Source organism: Odoribacter sp. AF15-53 (genome assembly GCF_003479425.1).
Lineage (GTDB): Bacteria > Bacteroidota > Bacteroidia > Bacteroidales > Marinifilaceae > Butyricimonas.
Window position 1 is genome coordinate 548,367 of the sequence record NZ_QUHC01000002.1, and the last position, 19,645, is coordinate 568,011.

A 19,645-nucleotide genomic window follows, 5' to 3' on the forward strand; every position below is an offset into this window, starting at 1 on the left:
TGTAACGCAGAAAGTATCAACAGGATTATCGAACAATAACAAGTATGTCAAAGCGTCAGATTAGAATCTGTTTAGGGAGTTCTTGTTTCTCGCGAGGAAATAACACAAACCTCGGAGCGATAAAGAAATATCTGAGTGAAAATAACTTGGAGGCTGAGATTGATTTCTGTGGACATTTATGTGAGGAATTGTGCAGTAAAGGTCCCATTATCCGGATCGACGATAAAGTGTACGAAGAAGTGAATCTCTCTCGTTTATATAAAATCTTACAAGAAGAGTTTCCATGCAACTAAGACCTATCTACACGGAACCGGACAATTGTCAGGATTGTTATAAATGTATTCGGGAATGTCCCGTGAAAGCAATCCGAATGGAGAACAACCAAGCCTCCATTATCGAAGACCGTTGTATCTATTGCGGACATTGCACGCAAGTATGCCCGACGGGTGCTAAAAAGATCAGAGACGGGTTGACTCGTGCGAAACTGACGTTGACGCAGAACCCGAAAGTGATTTTATCACTAGCTCCCTCGTACGTCAGTGAATTCGAGGGAATTCATTCCAGCGTGTTGATAGCTGCCATCAAACGACTCGGATTTACAAGTGTATCGGAAACGGCATTGGGCGCGGAAATCGTCACGGATCGCACGGAAAAATTCCTCGAAGAAGCCGAAAACGGTATTTACATCTCCTCGGCCTGCCCGGTCGTGGTCGAATATATCCGCAAATACTCCCCGAATCACGTGCGTTTTATCACACCGATCATTTCCCCGATGCTGGCTCACGCCAAGATACTGAAACAACTGTACGGGGAAGACGTGAAAATCGTGTTCGCCGGACCATGTATCTGCAAAAAACTGGAAGCGGACTATTTCAATCATCTGGTCGACGTGGTGATCACGTTCACGGATCTAAAAAAATGGTTCGAACAATCGGATATCAACTTGAAACAGATCGCCCCCGGACAACCGGAAGCTCATTTTGTCCCCTATCGTTCGGGACTAGGAGCCTACTACCCGATCGAAGGCGGTATGTTGAAAGGCATGCAAGAGAATAAAAAACGCATACACCACATGGCGTTTTCGGAACTTTCAACCGTGAAGGATGTGCTGAAAGAACTGGATGCTCACCGGCAAGAGGATTCCATATTTTTGGAACTGTTAGCTTGCAAGGGCGGTTGCATCAATGGCCCCGCCAAGTTAAGCCACATCTCCCCGGCCTTGAAAAGATACGAGATTATACACCAATCCGAATTGGGAAATCCCAAGGACGATTTCAAAAATATAGACTTACAAATATTATTCTGCAAAGATCCCCACGTGCAGGATCACTCTTACACGGAAGAAGAGATCAAACAGGCTATGGCCGTCGTGGGCAAGACGGGACCGGAAGACGAGCTGAATTGCAGCGGTTGCGGTTATGACACTTGTCGTGATTTCGCCATTGCCATGCTCGAAGGACGGGCCGAAGAAAACATGTGCGTGTCGTACATGAGAAAAATCGCTCATGATAAAGCCACCGTACTTCTTCAAAAGATCCCGGCCGGGGTGTTACTGGTCAATTCCGAGTTGAAGGTCGTGGACATGAACCAATCTTGCGCCACCTTCATGGGAGAGGATATTGCCGCTATTTACGAGGTTGACCCCGGCTTGAACGGTGTACCGTTGAAAAATATCTGTTCATACGAAGACCTGTTCCGGGCCGTGTTGACGACCGGTAAGGAAATCATCGAACGACAGGTGCGGGAAGACAATCATACATGGATTATTTCGATCTACAATATACAACCTCACCGGTTGGTTTTCGGGTTACTGCAAGACCTTCAGGAACCTTACGTCCGTAAGGAATGGATGCTTGAAAAGACCCAGGAAGTTATCAAGAAACACATGGAAACGGTTCAACAAGTAGCCTGCCTACTCGGTGAAAATGCGGCATTCACAGACGCCACGTTACGCACCGTGATGGAAGTCTACAAAAAAGATGACCAAAAGAAACCACTTTAATTTCATTTGTTTTGAGGAATAACGGTAATTTCATCGAGGTAGACTTCTTCCAGAAGAATAAAGCGGGCAATGTTGTCTGCGGGGATTGTTTCATGTCTCAAAAACTGAAAGGAGAAGGACGCGTGATCAGCGTGTTGTCAGACGGTTTGGGTAGCGGGATCAAAGCCTGCGTGTTATCCACCATGACGGCAACCATGGCCATGAACTTCACGGCTATGAACGAAAGTATCCTACGCACGTCAACTTCGATCATGAACACGCTACCGAAAGATATGGTACGCAAAATCAGTTACTCGACTTTCTGTATCTGCGACATTGATTGTTTCGGTAACGTGAAAATCATCGAATATGAAACACCATCCTATTACCTCTACCGGAACGGGCGTTTCGTCAGCATATCCAAAGAGAAAATTCCGGTGGAACGGAAGGATCTTGAAAACACTTGTTTGTGGATTTCCGAATTCACGCTGGAAAAAGAAGATCGGATTATCTTCTTCAGCGACGGGGTGAGCCAATCCGGGATGGGATCGGTAAAAATGCCTTTCGGCTGGGAAGACGGGGCAAAAGAGTATATTGCCAATCTGGTAAATCAATATAACGACATATCCGCCAAGGAATTGGCGCACAAGATCGTGAACCAGGCAGAAAAAAACGATGGTTATTCCTTGAAAGACGACACGAGTTGTTGCGTCATCTACATGCGAAAACCTCGTAACCTGTTGGTTTGCACGGGACCTCCATATGACGAGAAGAACGATAAATACCTGGCTAACCGGGTACGGGAATTCCAAGGGAAAAAAATACTCTGCGGGGGGACCACGGCAACCATTATCTCCCGCGAACTGGGAGCAAAAATGGAAGTCGACATGAATATCGTGGACAAGGAACTCCCTCCCATTTCAAAAATGGAAGGTGTGGATCTCGTCACGGAAGGTATTCTGACGCTAGGTAAGGTTGAACGCATCCTGACCGCGGGTGATATCGACCGCCACCGGGAAGCCGGACCGGCCGAAATGATGGTCAAGATGTTATTGAATAGTGATAAAATCACGTTACTCGTGGGAACCCGTATCAACACGGCGCACCAAGATCCCAATCTCCCGGTGGAGTTGGAGATTCGGAGGAACGTGGTAAAAAAAATTAAATATTTATTGGAGACAAAGTATTTGAAAGATGTAGAGATTCAGTATATTTAGGGGACAAAAATTAACAACAAAACCAACTCTCAACACTATGAAAAAAGTAAATTTGAAAATATGCGTAGGTACCATGTGCTACGTGATGGGTGGCGCTGAATTGAGAGACGCAGTTGAATCTCTTCCCCAAAATATCCTCGAACATCTAAACGTGAGCTACTCTCCATGTCTGGAATGTGGAAAAGGCGAGCAAGCTCCTCCATTTATCGAAATAAATGGAAAACGAATTGCAGGTGTAAGTAAAAATAGTTTAATACAAATAGTTAAAGAGGAAATAAGAAATGTTGTATGACAATTTTGCAATGCTCACGAAACGCGAGCTACTGATTAGAATTGTAAAACTTTTAAAAGAGAAAGATCTAGTTAACGGCGTGAAATACATTCCAGTGGAAATGCGCCCTAAAAATAAACGACCGATCAAATGTTGCGTGCACAAGGATCGCTACATCTTGAAACATAAGATTATATCTATCTTAGGTTTCGAGATCACAGACGAGGAAATCGACCTGATCCCGCTGTCCGAGTTTGCACAGAAAGCACTTGACAACAAGAACACGAAAGAAAACATCCTTTCCGTGGTGCACGAGGCTTGTAGTGCTTGCATGCAATCCCAGTATTTCGTAACCAACATGTGTCGCGGTTGTGAGGGACGTCCTTGTTTGATGAACTGCCCGAAAGCGGCTATTTCTTTCAAGGGAGGAAAAGCTTGCATCACGCAAGAAGATTGCGTGGGTTGCGGGCTGTGTTCCAAGGTTTGTCCTTACCACGCGATCGTGTTCACCCCCGTACCTTGCGAGGATGTTTGCCCGGTAAAGGCCATCACGAAAGGGGAAGACGGAACCGAGCATATTGACAAGGACAAATGTATATATTGCGGAAAATGTATGCAAACCTGTCCCTATGGTGCTATCATGGAACGCTCCAAGGTGATCGACGTGTACAAGAGCATCTCCAACCCGGACAAGAAGATCGTGGCCATCCCGGCCCCGGCTATCTACGGCCAGTTCAACGCTACTCCCGGACAAATCCTTGCCGCCATCAAAGCGATAGGGTTCGACGAGGTGGTAGAAGTTGCCCTGGGAGCTGAAGATACATCCCGGAATGAAGCCGCTGAATTCTTGGAACGCATGCACGAGGGTAAACCCTTCATGACAACTTCCTGCTGTCCCGCGTACGTGGGCTGGGTAGACAAACATGCTCCCATGGTGAAACCTTTCGTGTCCGACACCCGCAGCCCGATGGTTTACGCGGCCCGCCGGGTAAAAGAACAATACCCGGATGCCGAAGTCGTATTTATCGGCCCGTGTCTGGCGAAACGTTACGAGGCTGAAATGTACGTTCCGGAAGTTGACTACGTAATGAGTTTCGAAGAACTTGGTGCCTTCATGGTAGCCTACGACATCAACCCGGAGACCTGCGAGGAGTTGCCCTTGAACCCGGAAGTGACAAAATTCGCCCGCGGTTACGCCCAGGCAGGAGGAGTTCGTAACGCCATTGTCGAAGCTGTCGGCAACGGTTACACGACTCTTTCGATCGAGGGACTTGACAAGAAGAACCAAACTTTACTGAAGACGATGGTGAAAAAACCGGAAGCCCAGTTTGTCGAAGTCATGGCTTGTGACGGAGGCTGCGTGAACGGTCCTTGTTCGCTGGCGCCATTAACATTGGCAAAACGACAGATAAAGAAAGCGTTAGAAAAATAAAAATTATTCATTGTTACAACAATACAATTTATTTATATATTTGCACCATAAATAAAGATGAAATGATGAGAACAGCCCAGTTTAACAGATTCTTTTTTGTATCTGCTTTTTTTCCGAAAAGCAACGGGGCTTTATATGAATAATTTTTTACCAATATAAAAGAAGCCCCGAATTTCGGGGCTTTTTTATTTTACACGAATTTACAGGATGACAAGAAACTATACACGATTTAGCAGCCGATTTTACTTCTACTTTTTTACCCGAACAAGTAGCTGGAGGCTCCGTGTATAGTTGTGAAATCAAGCAAGTACTATCATATCCCCCGGCCTGAAACCGGGGGATTTTTTATTGCACAAAATAATGAATAAGATGAACAGAATAGCCATTCAAGGAGGAACAGGAAGTTTTCACGAACAAGCAGCCCGCCTTTTCTACGGGAATCACATCGAGGTGCTGCCATGTAACACTTTCGAAGAATTGTTTACCAGCATGAACGAGGGTAAAGCCCCCGGGGCCGTCATGGCCATCGAGAACAGCATTGCCGGGGATTTGTTGCCTAATTACGCCTTATTACATAAATACAAGAAACAGGTAAAAGGAGAAATCATCCTGCCCATCCATCAAAATTTAATGGCTCTACCCGGCCAGAGAATAGAGGATATCACGGAAGTCCGTTCACATTACATGGCCATCGCCCAAACACGGGAATTCTTCAAGGCCTACCCCTCGATCCTGTTAACGGAATCGGAAGATACAGCATGGAGCGCAAAAGAGATTGCAGATAAGAAATTGTCGCGTACCGGAACGATTGCTTCCTCTTACGCCGCACAATTATATCACTTAGAGATCTTACGGGAGAATATCGAAACGAACCGACAGAATTATACCCGCTTTCTGGTTCTGGATGACCGGATTCAAGTTAAAGAGACGGATATAAACAAAGTATCCTTATGCTTCACACTCGTAAACGAGCCGGGAAGTCTGGCACGAGTACTCTCGTCGTTATCTGCCGGGAATCTGAACGTAACCAAAATCCAGACGCTACCGATCACGGGCAAACCCTGGCAATACCTTTTTTACCTGGCTCTTGAATTCAAAAGCCGCGGGCAGTATCAAACCACCCTGCAAACCGTCCGTCCTTACTTGCAAGAAATATATATCATGGGAGAATATAAAACCTATACAATATGATCATAAAACCAGCAAACAGGATGAATCACATCCGGGAATATTACTTCTCCGAAAAAACACGTGAAATCGAGCGACTAAATCAATCCGGCCTACCCGTTATCAACCTGGGTATCGGCTCTCCCGATCTGGCTCCCGATCCGTGGGTTATCGAACAACTGAGAGACGAGATTTTAACCCCCGATTGTCACTCCTACCAGAACTATAAAGGAATACCGGAACTCCGGGAAGCTTTCGCCTCGTGGTACCGGGACTATTATCACGTAACATTAAACCCGGAAACCGAGATTCAATTATTAACGGGATCGAAAGAAGGGGTATTACTCGTCTCGCTGGCCCTCTTGAATCCCGGCGACAAGGTCCTTGTCCCCGACCCCGGATACCCGACTTACTCGTCAGCGACACGATTGGCAGAGGCACACACCTTGTATTACAATCTCCGGGAAGAAACGGGTTGGATGCCAAACTTCGAAGACTTGGAGAAAATGGATTTAAGTGGGGTCAAAATGATGTGGACGAACTACCCGAACATGCCCACCGGGGCAGCCGCGAGCGTCGACATATATCAAAAACTGGTAGACTTCGGGAACAGACACGATATATTGATATGCAATGATAACCCGTACAGCTTCATTTTAACGGGCAAACCCCTGAGTATTCTCAACATCAAAGGTGCCAAAAACTGCTGCATAGAACTCAATTCCATGAGTAAAACCTTCAACATGGCCGGTTGGCGAATCGGGATGATCGCCGGAAACAAAGAAATCATTTCGAACGTGCTAAAAGTTAAAAGCAACATGGATTCCGGCATGTTTCGTCCCCTTCAGCTAGCCGCGACCCAAGCCCTGACCTTAGGCAAAGAATGGATCGACCACTTGAACCGGGAATACCGGGAACGGCAAAAACTGGCAGAAAAGGTTTTCCGCTCGCTCGGCGTGACATTCAAAGAAAACTCCTGCGGTCTATTCCTGTGGGGAAAAGTCGGGCGCCAATGGCAAAGCGGGAAAGAGCTTTCCGATCACTTGTTGCATCGAGCACGAGTTTTTGTCACCCCCGGCTTCATTTTCGGGAGCAACGGGAACTCATACGTGAGGATTTCCCTGTGCGCCAACCAAGACACGTTCAAAGAAGTCATCGAACGAATTGAACGACACCTTGATATTCACCCCCTTTCCTATAAAACAAATTAGAATAACCATAAAATCACGAACTATGAATCTTGATGTAAAAAATGTCCGGGAATGGGATTTATTCCCGGTTGAACAAAATCCCCTGATCATCGCGGGACCTTGCAGTGCAGAGAATGAAAAACAATTGCTAGAAACAGCCCGAGCGCTAAAGAACAACGGGATCCACGTTCTCCGGGCCGGAATATGGAAGCCAAGAACTCGCCCCAATTGCTTTGAAGGCGTTGGCACGCAAGGTCTGGAATGGATGCGGGCAGCACGCCGGGAATTAGGGATAAAGATTTCCACCGAAGTCGCCAACGTGAAACACGTGTACGAATCCCTGAAAGCAAACGTCGATTTACTCTGGATCGGAGCGAGAACCAGCGCCAACCCGTTTGCCATGCAAGAGATTGCCGACGCGTTGAAAGGAACTGATATCCCCGTGTTGGTAAAGAACCCAGTCAACCCGGATATGCAACTCTGGCTCGGTGCTTTAGAGCGTCTGAACTTGGCCGGACTCAAAAGAATCGGGGCCATTCACCGGGGATTCTCCCCTTACGGGAAATACAAATACCGCAACATGCCTTTATGGCAAATCCCGATCGAAATCAAACGCAACTACCCGGACATGCTTATGATTTGCGATCCGAGCCATATTTCGGGGGAAAGGGAATACGTACGAGAAATCTCTCAACAAGCCATTAACCTGGGATTCGACGGCTTGATCATAGAATCGCATATCTGTCCCGACGTCGCGCTAAGCGACTCGCAACAGCAATTGACCCCCCTGGCGTTAAAAGAGATGTTGTCCCGTCTAGTTATCCCCGACAGGAGCAACACCTGTTTCCAAGAGAACATCGAAGAACTCCGGGCATATATTGATGAAATCGACACGGAACTTCTAGATATACTAGCCCGACGAATGAAAATATGCGAGAAAATCGGTGATTACAAGAAACGGAATCACCTCACGATCCTGCAAACCGGCCGTTGGAATGATTTGCTGGAAAAAATATTCCAACAAGGACAGGCAAACGGTCTGGAACACGACTTCTTGCAACAGGTTTACCAAATAATACACCAAGCTTCTATCGACAAACAGACTCGCGTCATGGGAAATTAAAATAAACACAGCAATATGAATGAAATTATCGTACAAGGCTCCCGGATCATTGTAGACAACACGTTACAAGAACTGGAATCATATCTTCCCGAAGGGAAAAAAGTAATCATTATCACGGAAGAACAAATTATCCGCCATTACCCGACCCCGGGCAAATATCCCGTCATCAGCATCACCGGGGGAGAAGAGAACAAGACCTTACAGACCATTCACGAACTCACCTCCCGCTTGCTTGAACTGGAAGCCGACCGGGATACATTCTTACTCGGAATAGGCGGCGGTATCGTGTGCGACATCACGGGCTTCATCGCCTCTATTTACATGCGGGGATGTTCATTCGGCCTGGTCCCGACCACGCTACTGGCTCAAGTCGATGCCGGAATCGGCGGCAAGAACGGGGTAAACTACAACGGGTATAAAAACATTCTGGGAGTCATCCGCCAACCCGAATTCGTTTTTTGCGCGATAAACATGCTCTCCACGCTCCCTCGACAAATATTCCTGGCCGGATTCTCGGAGATCGTGAAAGTTGCCGTTCTAGCCGATCCCCGGTTATTCGCCTACCTGGAACTACACGCGGAAATGGCTAGGATTCAGGAACCGCGGATATTGGAAACCATCATTTATAACGCGATAAAAATAAAAGCCGCTATCGTAAACCAAGATGAAAAGGAAAAAGGAACACGCCGTCTGTTAAACTTGGGTCACACGTTTGCCCACGCGATAGAGAAAAATTCACACCTATCGCACGGGGAAGCGGTAAGTATCGGTTTATGCATGATCTCCCGCCACTCCTGTCAACAAGGACTTTTACCACAAGAAGACTTATCCCGCATCAAACGCTTGCTGGAAAGATTCGCCCTCCCCACCCGGACTGACATACCCGAAGCCACACTACGGGAAACCATCCGGAAAGATAAAAAACGGGAAGGATCATTCCTGTATTGGATTGTTCCTCTCCGCATCGGGACCTGCGAGATTCAAAAGATAAAACTGGATTTCCCCGAACATATCACCCTCATCGGTTTCATGGGATCGGGTAAGACAACCGTGGGCACCCTCTTGGCCACCCGTCTACGACAAGCATTCCGGGATACGGATAGCGTGTTAGAAAAGCAACACGGTAAAAGTATCCGGGAGATATTTCCTGAAATCGGAGAACCCGCGTTTCGTGTTCGGGAAAAGGCCGTACTTGAAAAGTTGCTTGCATCGGACACGCCTTCCGTTATCGCTTGTGGCGGCGGTATCATTCTCGACGAGTCAAACCGTAAATTACTAAAAGAGAAAAGCATCGTCGTGTGGCTGCAAGCCGACCCCGCGGACTGCGTGAAACGCCTCGATATATCCAGTCGTCCCCTCCTCGCTCAAAGCCATCACCCGGGGGAAACGGCCAAAACAATCTTCGAAAAGAGAGTCAAATATTACGCGGAAACAGCCAGCCTGTCTATCGCCTGTGAAACATTATCTCCCACTAAAATATGCAACCTGATATATGAAAAAATTAATCACGAACTCTGAAATAAAAGGCGTTATCGAAGCTCCCGCCTCCAAGAGCATAGCCCAAAGAGCGATCATCGCCGCCCTGTTAGCTAGAGGGAAAACAAGCATAAAACACCTGACCCCGTGCGATGACACGCTAGCCGCGTTAAACATCGCGCGACAGGCGGGATGCCACATTACACATGTAGGGAATGACCACGAAATTAATTCCCCCGGGGCCGGTAATCTCACCCTTCCCGATGAAATTTCCTGCGGGGAATCGGGCTTACTTGCCCGCGTGATGATCCCGATCGCCTCCCTCGACGGCAAAGACAAACGAATCACGGGCCACGGAACCCTCCTCGCCCGCCCCGTGGATACAGTCCTACCCCCCTTATCCCAACTCGGCGTGACCATTCAATCTCCCCACGGTCATCTACCACTCACCCTGAAAGGACCACTAAAAGGCGGAAAAGAAATCCAACTGGACGGTAGTCTCAGTTCTCAATTCCTGACTGGCCTGTTAATGGCACTTCCTTTAGCCCCGGAAGACAGTAGCATTCGGGTAAATCATTTAAAAAGCAAGCCCTACATCGACCTGACCATCGACCTATTATCATCCTTCGGCATCGAAATATCACGAGAAGACGATACCCTGTTCACGATCCGGGGCCGACAGGCTTACCAACCTTGTACTTACACGATAGAGGGTGACTGGAGCGGGGCCTCCTGCCTGTTGGTCGCCGGGGCCATTGCCGGAGAAATCACGATAAAAGGACTCGACATTCACACCCGCCAAGCGGATGTCGCCATTTTAAAAGTCCTCGAAATGGCAGGAATCCCCGTCTCGATTCAACCGGACTCCCCCTACCACTCCATTTCCGTGCACAAAAGTCCAATCAGAAATTTCAATTTCGACGCTACCGAATGCCCCGATCTATTCCCCGCCCTCACGACTCTCGCCGCCCGTGCAGAAGGCACAAGTACCATCAAAGGAATACACCGCCTCCTCCACAAAGAAAGCGACCGGGCAACCGTCCTGCAAGAAGAATTCCAGAAACTAGGGATACAAATTACCACGCGAGAAGACCTGATGATCGTGACTGGAAGAACCCTATCGGGCAACGCGACTCTCCACTCCCACCAAGATCATCGCGTCGCCATGGCCCTCGCGACCGTGGCACTACGTGCCAAAGGCCCCCTTCAACTGGAAGACGAATTATCAGTAAACAAATCATTCCCCGACTTTTGGGATACACTCGATCAACTCAAGACGAAATGATTCCTGTCAAAACACAAGAAAAGAGGGAGGAAAGTCTTTTTTCTAACTTCCTCCCTCCCTTTCAAATGATACAACACTCTTTTACTTCACCATGGCATGACGATACCCTTTCGTCTTGTTCCATCCCCCGCGGGTGAAATCCGGGATCGCCACCGGGGCACTGTTATTCTCCAACGAGAGAGCCGTCAACTCACCCAGACAACACCATTCCGCCAGGTCATAAACATCCATGTCCAACGGCAGCCCGTTCCGCAAGCAATACACCAGACGATAGTCCATGATAAAATCCATCCCCCCGTGCCCGCCGACTTTCTTGGCTTGCTCCTCCAGTTCCACCTGGATCGGGTGCTTGTATTTCTCCATCAAAGCCTTCTTCACATCCTCCGGCACGAAACCGTGAGAATTCAGATTCTCGTGATCGGGCATCACGTCCTCTGAAACCTGCGTCGGCTTCAAGGCATATCCCGAAACCGGGTATTTATTGGCAAATCCCTTCGTTCCCGTCAACTGGTACATCCGGCTATACGGACGGGGAGACACCACGTCATGCTGAATCTGTATGGTCTTCCCGTTCTCCGTGCGGATCAAGGTTATCGTGTGATCACCGTTCTTGAAATCTTTCACTTCCTCCCCGGTTTTATTCTTCAGGTATTCGGGAGCGGAAACCGCCTTGGTATCCATGCTCACCAGGTAATTCATCTTGTCGCCCCGGTGAATATCGAGCAACTGGCAAGCCGGGCCCATGCCGTGCGTGGCGTAAACATCCCCCCGGTGCTTCCGGTTGTAATCCATGCGCCAGTCATTCCAGTAATAAGGCCAGAACTCCTCCAGGTTATGAATATAAGAACCTTCCACGTGCAACACCTCGCCGAACACCCCCTGCTGGGCCATGTTCAACGTCGTCAGTTCAAAGAAATCGTACACGCAATTTTCCAGCATCATGCAATGCAACTGCTTCTTCTCGGCCAGGTTAATCAACGCCCAGATCTCCTCCAGGTTCATGGCCGCGGGCACCTCTATCGCCACGTGCTTCCCGTGCTCCATCGCGTAAAGAGCCATCGGCGCGTGATGCAACCAATCCGTCGCGATATAAACCAGGTTAATATCATCCCGTTCGCAAAGCCGCTTCCACGCGTCCTCGCTTCCCGAATACCCGGCAGCCGCGGGCACTCCCGCCTTTACCAGCATCGCTTGACACTTCTCCACCTGTTCCGGGCGGATATCACACAAGGCAACCACTTTCGTACCCGGGATATGCGTGAATCTCTCCACCGCGCCGGGTCCTCGCATACCCAAGCCGATAAACCCCACCCGCACCGTATCCAGTTTCGGGGTCACCAGGTTCAACACGTCCTTCTGCCCCGCCGGACGTTCGGGTACAGGAACTTCAATCACCGCGCTCTTCTTAGCCTCCTTGTCAGCCCCACCCCCCGCGCACGAGCCAAACATCCCGCCCAAGATAGCCGCCACGACAAACATAAACATCATCTTCTTCATAAATTGTCAAAATTAGTTTCACAATATGTTGAATAATAACACAACACGTTCCATGTTATTCAAGCCTTAAAAATAATAACAAAAAACAAAAATCCCATGACATCGCGCCATTATTCTTTCAAAATCCCCCTACCACGGGCCGTTTTCTCGTCAAAATTTATTATATTTGTGAAAATGCATAAAATTACCTGTCATGAACACGAGTCAAAAATCTTACGTGGAAATTTACCAATCGCTGCACCCCGTTGCCAAACAACTAGTTGAAATATTCGCTTACGCTTGTTGCCCGCTAGACTACTTCGACTTATACGTTGCCGTGAGAGAAACGGATCGTTCGATAAACAGTACCAAATACAACCGGGCGCTCAACTCGCTCTGTCAAAGACTCCAAGCGTTACAGTTCACGAAACACGATTTCACGCGAGTATACACGCTCGATCCCGAATTTTCCCTGCACGTCCTCGTCGAGCTAGAGAAAGACAATCGTGACCTGGAAGACGAGATTCCCCATTCGCTATTCTGGAACAAAATCAACCGCACCGGGAAAAACACGCGCGAAGCCCTGATCCGCTACTGCCAGGAAAAAACGCTACCTGATCCCGCCGCACTCGTCGAGGAAAACAACTACGCGGGCAAATTATTGCCCGTAGCCATCCACGTGGAAGCATTCAACGGCATCGAAAAAATATTACCCCCCGACGACCTCGTTAAAGAGGTTTGCAACGGCGTGCTCCGGCGCGTGGAAGCGATGATCCCTCCCCGCTTCATAGACTCGTGGTTCGAGAGATTCTCCGCGCTACACGCCGACAATTCATCTTACCAGGGCACCCTGCGAGAATACCACGACCTTTACTCGTTTCTAACGACGGGTCACCGGGAGAAATTACCCGCCCCCGGGAGTTTCTACACCCGGGCAGGTTATTATCTCGAAGCGACGAGCGAACTTTACGAGGGAGATATTTATCACTCCATCGTGCACTTCAACCGCGGGATCGAGCGTGAATCCGTGAAACTATACGGCACCAGGCCCCATTTCCCGCTATTCGACTACGCCTACACCGTGGCCCTGTTGAGTGATCACGAGTACGCGGATTCCTGGCACTATCAACGTCTCGAGAGAAAAAGAACCCTCGATCGAAGTCCCCATTTGCTATCGCGTCTCCTCCTTGCCATAACCCGAAAAGACGACCCGCGAAGCGTGAAATGGATTCTCGACACGAAACCCGCGCCAGAACCCGACTCGATCACGGGCATGCTCGTGAACACGATCCTGCGGAAATACGACATGAGTCCCCCGAAAGACATGAAACGCGACAAAACCCTCCTCAAACGGCTTGCCGGCACGGGTTGGAAACTCGTCCTCCTGGAATGTTACGCCACTCACCCCGACACGCGACTCGAATACGAGAACTTGAGCCGGGAACTGGGCAAGACGGCACTCATCACCCGCGAGTTCCCGAATTACAACACGTGAAAAAGAGGGAGAACAACAAGTTCACTTTCCCCCTCCCCTCGCCCTTGACAGGCGCACGAAAATAATCATAAAATCACATTTTTCACCCCCTCGAACATACCGATTTTCCCGTCCCGTGTGACGGGAAAAATCAGGTTACAACCCGTGTATCACGATCGCGGTCGAACAATGACGCTTCTTCGCGTCACGGGCGAAAGCGTAGACAATGACAGAATCAAAATCCCACTGCACCGGCAACGTCTTTACCGTGGTACCACTTTCCGAGCGCGTTCTTAAAGGCACTATCGTGCAGAACTCATTTTTCATGTCAAAAATCCCGGCAAAAAGTTCATCATCCGGGTTCATTTTCGCGCCTTCAAAACCCACTTCCTGTTCAAAAGAAAGCGAACGTCCTTCCGCGGTTACCGTCACGGTTACTTCGGGCGGGTAGAGAGTCCCGTGACTCAACACGAGAGCGGAAAAATTCACCACCACTTCTTTCTTTTCGGCATCCCATGAAACGTTCTTACGGTTATAGTGTACGAAATTATTATACACCGCCGAGGGTCCGGAACATTTACCGACCTTCAACCCGATAGACGTGATCGGGTCAAACATACTCGACAACCGGCCAAGAGTTCCCATGATGTTTTGCTGTGCAACCTGGGCGTCCGTCGCCTCGCCAGACGGGCCATTCCCCTTCCGTCGCATATAGCAATTCGAGCCTACCATGTAATAGACCACATCCCCGAGAGCATTCTGGATACCGGTTATTAATGAAAGTAAAATCTTTGGCATAAACACATTATTTTAACGATTATAACAAATTTACGAAGTACTCTCCCCTATAACGGGGTTACAAAGTTCGTGCTTTACTTTGATCGTCATACACGGGTGATGATTGAAGTTACACGTTGACGCGTTTATCACACCTTTCGGCTATTCACCAAAACGAGCCATCATAGCTGTTTTTTGAATCACTCACAAGGTATGAATATAATTTCAAATAAAAAATAAATCCTGATGTATTTTATATAATTTAGCACAAATTACCACACTTAAATCATTATGCATCAGACATATATCGTTAAAAAAGAAATACTAAACTAATATAATACAAGCATCCGGACTACATTTCTACTACAAAAAGACTACAAAAAACTGCATATTTGTAGTCTTTTTCCCGTATTTTTAGTAATATTGTAGTGATAACAATTTTCAATCCACTCGTAATTACAGGAATAAGCACGACAACACGCTTATTAACAAGCCCAAGCATCAATTTAAAAGAAATACCATGCCCAAGATTATATTAAAAAATAATTCATCTCAAAAGAAGCCAAAAAGAGGCCAAGAATTAAACGAGGAGGAGAAAAAGAAAATTATTAATAAAACGAGAGCACAACAACGTGTTAAAATGGTAAATCACGTGTGGACCGCTCTAGGACCACTTGGACTGCAACAAACCTGGAACGAGGAAGCGGCACGCAAAGGGAAAAAAGGAAAAAACCTTTTCATGGAACAAACGTTTTTCGCTTATGACCCCGACCTACATATCGGTATGTTTAACGCCATGCACTTCTCGACCGGAAAACTATTACGCTTGCGTAACCCGTTTCTAGTAAACAACGAAGACGGGAGTTACACGCTCGCGTGGCAAGTTAACGCCGAAGGTCACGTGGCGTTTCTTGACGACAGTTTGCGCGTGATCGTTATCCGGGAAAGCAATCCCGATATTTTCATAGAAATTCATAATCTTGACACTAGAAGAGAGAACGGGCAAGTCACGTTTAAACTCCCGGAAAAGAAAAACCTTACCGGTCTCGTCCACCTGTACGCTTTTTTCACCTCCAACGACGGGGTAAACTTTTCGCCCGATGATTATTTTGTCCTGGGACATCATCATGTAAAATAAAAAAATCATCCTTCTCCTCACGACCACTCAACGTCGCCCGCGTGTAAAATCATAGACTGGCGTCTAATCACGTGTTAAACATCCTGCCCCCCGGAATCTCACTTCTCGTCGATAAAAACACCCCGTTCGTCGAGGGAAAACCCCTTAACATCTAATTTAATTGTTCTCGTTTACAACGTGTTATATATTTGTATAACACAAAAAAAGAAATCAACATGAACAAACGAATAAACATTGCAACCATCCTTTTTATAATCATTCCGTCCTTAGTGGGTTTCTCTCAGGAGAAGCCCACTTCTTCCTGGAACTTGAAGGATTGTATTGATTACGCCCGGAAAAACAACATTCAGGTGCAATCGGCCCGGGTTTCCCGGCAAAGCACAAACGTGGATTTATTGCAGGCCAAGGCGCAACTTTTCCCCTCGTTGACCTTTAGTAGTTCACAAGGTTTCGGGCATCAAAAAGTGCAGGACACGGGAGGGGATTTCAAATCACAAAGTGCTTACACGGGAAGCTACTCGCTCAACTCCGGCCTGACCCTCTACAACGGGGGCAAACTCACCCGTTCCATCCGGAAACAGGAAATCACCAACGAGGCTCAAACCTACCAGGTGAGCATGGCCGAGAACGACATTGAAATCGCCGTTACCGAGGCTTACCTGCAAATTCTTTACGCCAACGAATCGCTGAAAACGAACAGACAAACACTAGAAACTTCCGCCGCGCAACTCGAACGTTCCAAGGAACTACTGAAAGCAGGCTCGATCGCCGCCAGCGATTACGCGCAGATTGAGGCCCAGTACGCCAACGACCAGTACAAAGTCACCACGGCCGAAAACACGTTAGCGTTAAATAAATTACAACTGAAACAGCTACTGGAACTGGAATTAACTGATCATTTTGAAATATACTTCCCGGAACTGGACGATTCACAGGTACTCGCCATGGCACCCTCGTTGGAAGAGGTCTACCAGACAGCACTGGAAGTCATGCCGGAAATGAAAAACAGTAAATTGAATGTCGAATCGGCACAACTGGAAGAGAAGATCGCGGCGGGAGACCGTTTACCGAGCGTGTCACTCAGTGCTTCCGTCTCTACCGACCACAACTCGGAATCAGACTACTCTTTTTCAAAACAACTAAATAATAAATTAAGCGAGAACGTGGGGATTAACATCAGTATCCCCATTTCCAAGAATCGCCAGATCAAGTCCGCCATCGAGAAAGCAAAACTCCAAACCGAAACGGCACAATTGAACGAGATAAACACCCGCAAGGAATTGTTGAAAACAGTCGAATCCCTTCATCAGAACGTGATTTCAGCACAAAGTCGCTACGTGGCAGCAACCAACAGCGTGAAATCAGCCACGAAAAGTTACGAGCTGGTACAAGCACAATTCGACAGCGGGATGAAAAACACGGTAGAGCTACTCACCGAGAAAAACAACTACTTGTCGGCCATACAGGAGCAAATACAGGCCAAGTTCGAGAGCATCCTCTCGCTTAAACTGTTGAATTTCTACCGGAACCAACCTATTGAATTATAACACGAAACATTAATATAGCCCAAAATGAAAAAAATAGCGATTATCATCATCATCCTTGCCGTCATAGCGGGAATCTACTTCATCGTTCGCGGGGGTGAAAACAAAGCCGTGACGTATGAAACCGCCGAGGTAAAAAAAGGCTCTATCAATAACACGGTCACCGCCACGGGCACGATCGAACCGATCACGCAAGTGGAAGTAGGTACACAAGTTTCCGGCACGATTTCTCACATTTACGTGGACTACAACTCCATCGTGAAAAAGGGACAAATCATAGCCGAACTGGATCGTACCCTGCTGGAAGCCGAATTGGAATCTCAAACCGCCAACTTGAAATCAAGCGAAAACGAATACGATTACCAAAAAAAGAATTACGAGCGTATCCGGGGATTACACGAGAAACAACTGGTAAGCGACACGGAATACGAAACGGCTCTATACCAGTATGAAAAAGCAAAACAAGCGTATGACAAGGCAAAAGCCGACCTCGTGAAAGCCAAATCAAACCTAGGCTATGCTACCATCACGTCCCCCATTGACGGCGTGGTACTATCGCGGGCCGTGGACGAAGGGCAAACGGTAGCATCCAGCTTTAACACCCCGACCCTTTTCACCATTGCCAACGACTTGCGCAAGATGCAGGTCATCGCGGACGTGGACGAGGCCGACATCGGGCAAGTGGAAGAGGGACAACGGGTGACGTTTACGGTTGACGCCTTTCCCGACGACACGTTTGACGGGAATGTTATCCAAGTACGGTTAAACCCGACGACGGAATCTAACGTCGTGACTTACGAGGTCGTGATCGACGCCCCGAATCCGGAACTAAAACTGAAACCGGGATTAACAGCTAATATCACGGTATACACGCTGGAAAAAGAGAATATATTACTCGCCCCCCTGAAAGCCTTCCGTTTCACCCCGGCCACCACGCCCGGCGAGGAACAAACGCCGCAAGCCGGTAGGGGTGAGAAAGTCGTGTGGCTAAAAACAGCCGAGGGGATGACTCCTAAAATCGTGAAAACCGGGGTTAGCGACGGAATCTACATGGAAGTGTCGAACGGGGTTCAAGCCGGGGATAAATTAATCGTCGGGGAAATGAAATACAAAATTGCCGCGCCCGGCAACGGGAACAGCGGGGAATCCAACCCCTTCATGCCTGCCAGACCGGGACAAAAAAAGAAATAACTTTACCAAAAGAGAAGACTCATGACCAATGATATTATAAGAATAGAAAACCTGAGGAGGGACTTTACTGTCGGTTCAGAAATCGTGCATGCCTTGCGAGGTGTCTCATTTTCGATCCGGGCGGGAGAATTCGTGACGATAATGGGTACCAGTGGCTCCGGGAAATCCACCTTGCTCAATATCCTCGGATGTCTCGACACCCCCACCTCGGGGGACTATTTCCTCGACGGGATTGCCGTCCGGGACATGGGTAAAAACGACCGGGCAACCTTACGCAATCGCAAAATCGGATTCGTGTTCCAGTCGTATAACCTCCTCCCCAAAACAACGGCCCTCGAAAACGTGGAACTTCCCCTGCTCTATAACCCGGCTTTCTCCGCGAAAGAACGGAAAGAAAAAGCCCTGGAAGCCCTGGAAGCCGTGGGACTTAAAGACCGGATCAACCACCGTTCGAACCAGATGTCCGGGGGGCAGCAACAACGTGTTGCCATCGCTCGCGCCATCGTGAACGATCCCGTGATCCTGCTGGCCGACGAGGCTACCGGGAACCTGGATACCCGCACGTCTTTCGAGATATTGACCCTATTCCAACGGTTACACGCGGAAGGACGAACGATCATATTCGTGACTCATAACCCGGAAATCGCCCAGTTCTGCAGCCGGAACATCGTGTTACGGGACGGACATATCACCGAGGACAAGATCAACCCGAACGTTGCCTCGGCCAGAAAAGCCCTGGAAGCGTTACCGAAAGAAGAAGAGGAAACGGGAACAATTGAAAATTGAAAAAAGAGATTCTAAGATTCTGTGATTGCCGATTCTATGATTAAGTGATTATTAAAAATGTTAGCCTTGCGCGGTTGGAATCACCTAATCCGGAATCTAAAGATCACGAAATCAATA

17 protein-coding genes are annotated in these 19,645 nt (G+C 48.1%); 15 read left to right on the forward strand and 2 right to left on the reverse strand.

The genetic code is table 11. The features are described from left to right. Positions 1-44 precede the first annotated feature (44 nt). The 10 genes from DWW52_RS06750 to aroA all read left to right on the forward strand — a co-directional run bounded on the left by DWW52_RS06750 (position 45) and on the right by aroA (position 11,142). Positions 45-293, forward strand: coding sequence for a (2Fe-2S) ferredoxin domain-containing protein (locus DWW52_RS06750; RefSeq protein WP_018338306.1), 249 nt, complete (start codon positions 45-47; stop codon positions 291-293). After that, on the forward strand, positions 284-2,002 hold the full coding sequence (locus DWW52_RS06755; protein WP_118714700.1) for a [Fe-Fe] hydrogenase large subunit C-terminal domain-containing protein: 1,719 nt from the start codon (positions 284-286) through the stop codon (positions 2,000-2,002). The genes DWW52_RS06750 and DWW52_RS06755 overlap by 10 nt, the downstream gene beginning before the upstream one ends. A gap of 11 nt (positions 2,003-2,013) precedes the next feature. Next, complete coding sequence (locus tag DWW52_RS06760; protein WP_118714701.1) at positions 2,014-3,198, forward strand: SpoIIE family protein phosphatase; 1,185 nt, start codon at positions 2,014-2,016, stop codon at positions 3,196-3,198. Between the two features lie 37 nt (positions 3,199-3,235). Beyond that, a complete protein-coding gene (locus tag DWW52_RS06765) occupies positions 3,236-3,490 on the forward strand; it encodes a hypothetical protein (protein WP_118714702.1) in 255 nt (84 codons plus the stop codon). A gap of 10 nt (positions 3,491-3,500) precedes the next feature. Further along, positions 3,501-4,901 (forward strand): monomeric [FeFe] hydrogenase, encoded by a 1,401-nt coding sequence (locus tag DWW52_RS06770; RefSeq protein WP_233556775.1) that lies wholly within the window; start codon positions 3,501-3,503, stop codon positions 4,899-4,901. A 369-nt stretch (positions 4,902-5,270) separates the two neighbouring features. Then, positions 5,271-6,092, forward strand: a complete 822-nt coding sequence (locus DWW52_RS06775; RefSeq protein WP_118714984.1) for a prephenate dehydratase — start codon at positions 5,271-5,273, stop codon at positions 6,090-6,092. After that, complete coding sequence (locus DWW52_RS06780) at positions 6,089-7,279, forward strand: pyridoxal phosphate-dependent aminotransferase (protein WP_118714704.1); 1,191 nt, start codon at positions 6,089-6,091, stop codon at positions 7,277-7,279. Before DWW52_RS06775 ends, DWW52_RS06780 begins: the two co-directional genes overlap by 4 nt. Before the next feature lie 22 nt (positions 7,280-7,301). Next, positions 7,302-8,381 carry a bifunctional 3-deoxy-7-phosphoheptulonate synthase/chorismate mutase type II gene (locus DWW52_RS06785; RefSeq protein WP_118714705.1) on the forward strand — a complete coding sequence of 360 codons (1,080 nt, stop codon included), beginning with the start codon at positions 7,302-7,304 and terminating at the stop codon, positions 8,379-8,381. 15 nt (positions 8,382-8,396) lie between these two features. Beyond that, a complete protein-coding gene (gene aroB / locus DWW52_RS06790) occupies positions 8,397-9,899 on the forward strand; it encodes a 3-dehydroquinate synthase (RefSeq protein ID WP_118714706.1) in 1,503 nt (500 codons plus the stop codon). Beyond that, positions 9,874-11,142 (forward strand): 3-phosphoshikimate 1-carboxyvinyltransferase, encoded by a 1,269-nt coding sequence (aroA, locus tag DWW52_RS06795; RefSeq protein ID WP_118714707.1) that lies wholly within the window; start codon positions 9,874-9,876, stop codon positions 11,140-11,142. The genes aroB and aroA overlap by 26 nt, the downstream gene beginning before the upstream one ends. Before the next feature lie 81 nt (positions 11,143-11,223). Here the strand turns inward: aroA and DWW52_RS06800 are convergent, their stop codons facing one another. Continuing rightward, complete coding sequence (locus DWW52_RS06800) at positions 11,224-12,591, reverse strand: Gfo/Idh/MocA family protein (protein WP_118714985.1); 1,368 nt, start codon at positions 12,589-12,591, stop codon at positions 11,224-11,226. Positions 12,592-12,832: 241 nt separating this feature from the next. Here DWW52_RS06800 and DWW52_RS06805 point away from each other — a divergent pair, with 241 nt between their 5' ends. Beyond that, positions 12,833-14,113, forward strand: coding sequence for a hypothetical protein (locus DWW52_RS06805; protein WP_118714708.1), 1,281 nt, complete (start codon positions 12,833-12,835; stop codon positions 14,111-14,113). A 135-nt stretch (positions 14,114-14,248) separates the two neighbouring features. Here the strand turns inward: DWW52_RS06805 and DWW52_RS06810 are convergent, their stop codons facing one another. Further along, positions 14,249-14,890, reverse strand: a complete 642-nt coding sequence (locus DWW52_RS06810) for a hypothetical protein (RefSeq protein ID WP_118714709.1) — start codon at positions 14,888-14,890, stop codon at positions 14,249-14,251. A 499-nt stretch (positions 14,891-15,389) separates the two neighbouring features. Between DWW52_RS06810 and DWW52_RS06815 the strand changes: the two genes are divergently transcribed. From DWW52_RS06815 to DWW52_RS06830, 4 genes are all read left to right on the forward strand, one after another. Next, a complete protein-coding gene (locus DWW52_RS06815) occupies positions 15,390-16,007 on the forward strand; it encodes a hypothetical protein (RefSeq protein ID WP_118714710.1) in 618 nt (205 codons plus the stop codon). A 215-nt stretch (positions 16,008-16,222) separates the two neighbouring features. Continuing rightward, the gene (locus DWW52_RS06820; RefSeq protein ID WP_118714711.1) at positions 16,223-17,554 is read left to right on the forward strand and encodes a TolC family protein; all 1,332 of its coding nucleotides are present in this window, start codon (positions 16,223-16,225) and stop codon (positions 17,552-17,554) included. Between the two features lie 24 nt (positions 17,555-17,578). Beyond that, a complete protein-coding gene (locus DWW52_RS06825; protein WP_118714712.1) occupies positions 17,579-18,742 on the forward strand; it encodes an efflux RND transporter periplasmic adaptor subunit in 1,164 nt (387 codons plus the stop codon). A 21-nt stretch (positions 18,743-18,763) separates the two neighbouring features. Then, complete coding sequence (locus DWW52_RS06830) at positions 18,764-19,528, forward strand: ABC transporter ATP-binding protein (protein WP_118714713.1); 765 nt, start codon at positions 18,764-18,766, stop codon at positions 19,526-19,528. Positions 19,529-19,645 lie beyond the last annotated feature (117 nt).